At 35.6% G+C, this 4,188-nt stretch carries 5 protein-coding genes; 1 reads left to right on the forward strand and 4 read right to left on the reverse strand.

Annotated elements, in window-relative coordinates; all coding sequences use genetic code 11:
* Positions 1-38: 38 nt before the first annotated feature.
* The 4 genes from LDB17_RS13045 to LDB17_RS13060 form a co-directional block, all read right to left on the reverse strand.
* On the reverse strand, positions 39-200 hold the full coding sequence (locus LDB17_RS13045; RefSeq protein ID WP_393925065.1) for a hypothetical protein: 162 nt from the start codon (positions 198-200) through the stop codon (positions 39-41).
* A gap of 4 nt (positions 201-204) precedes the next feature.
* A complete protein-coding gene (locus tag LDB17_RS13050) occupies positions 205-1,125 on the reverse strand; it encodes a transporter (protein WP_252636533.1) in 921 nt (306 codons plus the stop codon).
* Between the two features lie 6 nt (positions 1,126-1,131).
* On the reverse strand, positions 1,132-1,782 hold the full coding sequence (locus LDB17_RS13055) for an outer membrane beta-barrel protein (protein WP_252636532.1): 651 nt from the start codon (positions 1,780-1,782) through the stop codon (positions 1,132-1,134).
* Positions 1,783-1,895: 113 nt separating this feature from the next.
* Complete coding sequence (locus tag LDB17_RS13060) at positions 1,896-2,618, reverse strand: MBL fold metallo-hydrolase (protein WP_252636531.1); 723 nt, start codon at positions 2,616-2,618, stop codon at positions 1,896-1,898.
* Between the two features lie 296 nt (positions 2,619-2,914).
* Between LDB17_RS13060 and LDB17_RS13065 the strand changes: the two genes are divergently transcribed.
* Positions 2,915-4,105, forward strand: a complete 1,191-nt coding sequence (locus LDB17_RS13065; RefSeq protein WP_252636530.1) for a DUF418 domain-containing protein — start codon at positions 2,915-2,917, stop codon at positions 4,103-4,105.
* Positions 4,106-4,188 lie beyond the last annotated feature (83 nt).

A 4,188-nucleotide genomic window follows, 5' to 3' on the forward strand; every position in this document is an offset into this window, starting at 1 on the left:
TTGTAAGTTATCGTCTAAACAATCAATAATAAAATGAATTATAATCCCTCACTGTTATATATGAGCCATTTTACATCAGACGTCCAGTCGGGAGCTTCTATGAGATAAGGAAATTCTTTTATTAATATACTTTTGTTTCTAATGATATCGAATATTTCGAGTATACTGGTTACTTTCTCCGGTTCGGGATTATAATTCATTTTATTATTGATTGTTTAGACGATAACTTACAAAGGCAATATATTTACTATCGGGTGACCATGAATTAACATTTATAGTACCCTGTCCTCCAAATAGCTTTGTCAATGTTTTTGGTTCTCCTCCATTTGTCGGCATGATCCGTAATTCGACATTCTTATTAGGCAAATGTTCATCAGGTTTTAGATCACCTTTGTAATATGCAATAAATACAACAAGCTTCCCATTGGGTGATATATGTGGAAACCAAGAGTTACGTGTTTCGTCAAATGTCATTTGAGTTTGCTCCGTTCCGTCAGCTTTCATTCGCCATATCTGCATTAGGCCTGTGCGCACCGAATTGAACCAAATATAATTTCCATCGGGGGAGTATTCCGGACCATCATCCAAACCGTCCGAATTTGTGAGTCGTTTTTCTACACCACCTTTAGCCGGAATAGAATAAACATCATAATTGTCTTTTCTTTCGGCACAATAAGTTAGGTATAGTCCATCAGGACTCCAGCCATGTAGGTAACTTGGGGCTAGAGGTGTTATGAGTTGAGGATCTCCACCGCCAATGGGTAATGTATAGATGCGTGACTGCCCATCTTCTTTTGTGCCGTGGCTGATTGCTATTTGTTCTCCGTCGAAAGACAATACATGGTCGTTGTTGCAATTGCTTGCAAAACCTGTATATATTTCTTGTGGCTCGGTAGGAGTGGCAGGGGAGAGCTTCCAAAGTTTACCTCTACTGTTATAAATAAGCCATTGTCCGTCATAAGTCCAGTTTGGCGCTTCTATCAGATAAGGGAATTCTTTTACTGTGGTTCGCTCACCTGTTTCGATATTCAGTATTTCAAGAATACTGCTTATTTTATTCTGTTGTGCTTGTATAGATAACAAACAAAACGACAGAAAAATCAACAGGGAGGCATTTCCTAGCATGGCTTGTCATTGTTTTATAATGTAATTAAATCCTATTCCTATTTGTATAGGTGTAGAGTTTTTGAATTTAATAGCTTCAGGTTTGATTTTTGAGAAATCGAAAGTATTATAGCCTAACCAACAGTTAATAGCCCATCTTTCTGTTACAGGAAATTGATACCCTGCTCTAATCTCGTACTGAAGTCTGTATTTGTGAGCAGATCCCTCCATGTTGGTTATCTTGTCCAGATTGAGATTCATACGGGTATACGATAGCCTGTTTTCAAGATACAGATATTGAGCCCGATCTCTCTTATCATCATAACCTATCGGGAAATATAATTTGGGAGCAATATAGGGTGCCCAATATGTGCCTCTGTATATGTCTTTGAAATCTCCGTTGGTTTCACCTATCCCTCCTTGTCCTATATTAGGATCTTTGTAACCTACCTTTTGATTGAATCCACCAAAACGAAATCCCGCTTCTACTCCGAAGAAAAAGATAAAATCATACTCGTACCCTATGCTACCACCAACAGCCGTGGGGTTGTTCTTCTCACTATTGAAATAATGCATTCCCCAAGACATATCTATCCCGACATTAAGCTTATGACCCTCTTGTGCAGAAGCAAACAAGAATGTCAGTAATAACGATAATAGAGATATTATATTTTTCATAATGTAATGGATTTACCTATTGTATCCAAATGTTTTGTACAGTAGCATTGTTATGTACAAATCTAATGAAAATAGAATAAATTACGCCATTAATTGAATATATTTTGTTGATGTCAAAATTCGAAGCTTTCCCCTGTGTGCTGCCACTTTATAAACTTGCAACCTTTGCTTCCTGCATATTCAGCAAATGCGTTTGCCTTATCATAAGCTTCTCCAAAGTGCATTGGTGCAAAAAGGTTTGTTTGTATAGCATCTAAAAATTGTTCAGCACCTTTCATGTAATCTTTCCCCAACCTAGGATCTACAGGAAACATGGCTAAGTCGAGGTGTTTAACCTTGCCGGCTACTAAATCCAGTTCTTTCTGATAAAAGCCCTCCGCTTCATCTATCTCTTCTTTAGTAGACTCTTCATTCCAATGCCAGTTATTTAAATCACCTGCATGAAATATGATTTTTCCTTCTGCATTTATCAAAAAAGAAATGCCTAAGTCGGTAGAACCAAAAGCTTCGATAGAGAGTGTTTGGTCCCTGTATGTATCCGATTTGTCAAGATAGATCGCATCCCTCTCTTTCGCTTTCCTGTATTTTAAGATGTCTTTCGAAAAGATATAAATAACATTCGGGTGTTCCCATTTCCATTTTAGTATTTCTTTGTTGAAATGGTCGTGGTGTGAATGAGTACAGAGGACATATAGTTTTTCCTTTTTTTTCAGAAGTTCTTTGTAAACGATACCTTCGCCCGATATATCAGACGAGTCTTTGTAATAATCTATAATGATGGTAAAGTCATCACCTTCTATTGCATAACCGCTATGAAAAATATAAGTCAGTTTCATTTTTTTTATTGATAATTCTTTTTTCTCACTGAGTTGTTTATTATTAAACTCTAAACTCTAATCATTTGTTTTGGCAATACAATCTTCTCTGCATATTAGAAAGGTTATAAAGCACAACTTCTAAAAGCTATCGATTTTAATAATGAGTATAAATTAGCAAATGATACTATACTATAACAAATGTAGGGAAATAAAGATTGGAATTAAATATATTGTGCCTGTTAGGTTACATAAAAGGTTTATGTTAGATTTGCATCTCAAAATAGAAGAGTATCTTAACATTTAAATCTTAAAAAATGCCCGTATCTACTACTCTAATCAGTAATAATCGTATTGAGATCGCAGATGTATTGCGCGGTTTCGCTGTAATGGGAATTACCCTTATTCACTTTATTGAACGTTTTAGTCTCTATAGTTTTCCGGAGGAAACATCAAATTTTATGATGTTTATCGATAGAATAATTTGGGATAGTATATTTTTTACTTTTTCCGGTAAGGCTTATTGTATTTTTGCATTACTTTTTGGCTTCAGTTTTTTTATTCAAGACAATTCACAAAAAGAAAAAGGAAAAGATTTTCGTGGACGGTTTGCTTGGCGATTAGTATTGCTGTTTTTTATAGCGTGTATCAATTCTACTTTATTTCCTGGTGAAATATTAGTACTCTATGCTTTACTCGGTTATGTGCTGATAGCAGTTTGTCGTTTTTCTACTCGTATGGTAATGGCTATAGCTATTGTTCTTCTTCTGCAACCTTTTGAATGGGGACAAATAATATATGCTCTCTTCAATCCCGAATATACCGGGATTAATGCTCAGTTAGACGCTCCATATTGGGAGATAGTCAATGTAGCTCAGAAAGAAGGGTCTTTCTTCGAAATGTGCAAAACAGCTATATGGACAGGTAATATTGCCAATATGGGGTGGATGTTATTACATGGGAGGGTTACACAAACAGCAGGACTATTTATGATTGGTATGTTAATAGGACGAGGTAAAGTATTTCTCTATTCCGAGAAAAATATAAGATTATGGATTAAAATATTTATCGTAGCAGTCATAGCATTTTTTCCAATTTATGGCTTGATTGCTACTCTTCCTGAATTTGTAAGTCGAGATGCACTGCTTGTTCCTTCTATCCTTATACTTAAATCTCTTTCGAATCTTGCTTTCACGGGAATATTGTTTGCCGGAGTAATACTTGTTTATTATTTGACAAAGTTTAAAAATGTTCTTCACCAATTAGCACCTTATGGACGTATGAGTTTGACAAACTACCTGTCGCAGTCTTTGATCGGTGGTTTTTTGTTTTACAATTGGGGATTAGGTCTTTATAAATACACAGGTATTACTGTATGTTTCTTGATGGGTATCGGAATATTCCTTATTCAGTTTTTCTTTTGTCATTGGTGGCTTCGTTCTCATCGTCATGGGCCATTGGAATGGCTGTGGAAACAAGCAACCTGGATTAAAATAGCAAAAGAATAGCTTCTTTAACATCTTTATTCAGCTACAAACTACATATCGCCCTACTATTTTATTAAAGTTAACAATAAGTGTTATCTAAACAT

The sequence above is a fragment of the Dysgonomonas sp. Shenzhen-Wh21 genome (assembly GCF_043392705.1).
GTDB lineage: Bacteria > Bacteroidota > Bacteroidia > Bacteroidales > Dysgonomonadaceae > Dysgonomonas.

What these genes read in the sequence shown, in the direction of transcription:
- LDB17_RS13045 (WP_393925065.1), bottom strand. Translation starts at nt 200, where the DNA reads ATGAATTATAATCCCGAACCGGAGAAAGTAACCAGTATACTCGAAATA.
- LDB17_RS13050 (WP_252636533.1), bottom strand. Translation starts at nt 1,125, where the DNA reads ATGCTAGGAAATGCCTCCCTGTTGATTTTTCTGTCGTTTTGTTTGTTA.
- LDB17_RS13055 (WP_252636532.1), bottom strand. Translation starts at nt 1,782, where the DNA reads ATGAAAAATATAATATCTCTATTATCGTTATTACTGACATTCTTGTTT.
- LDB17_RS13060 (WP_252636531.1), bottom strand. Translation starts at nt 2,618, where the DNA reads ATGAAACTGACTTATATTTTTCATAGCGGTTATGCAATAGAAGGTGAT.
- LDB17_RS13065 (WP_252636530.1), top strand. Translation starts at nt 2,915, where the DNA reads ATGCCCGTATCTACTACTCTAATCAGTAATAATCGTATTGAGATCGCA.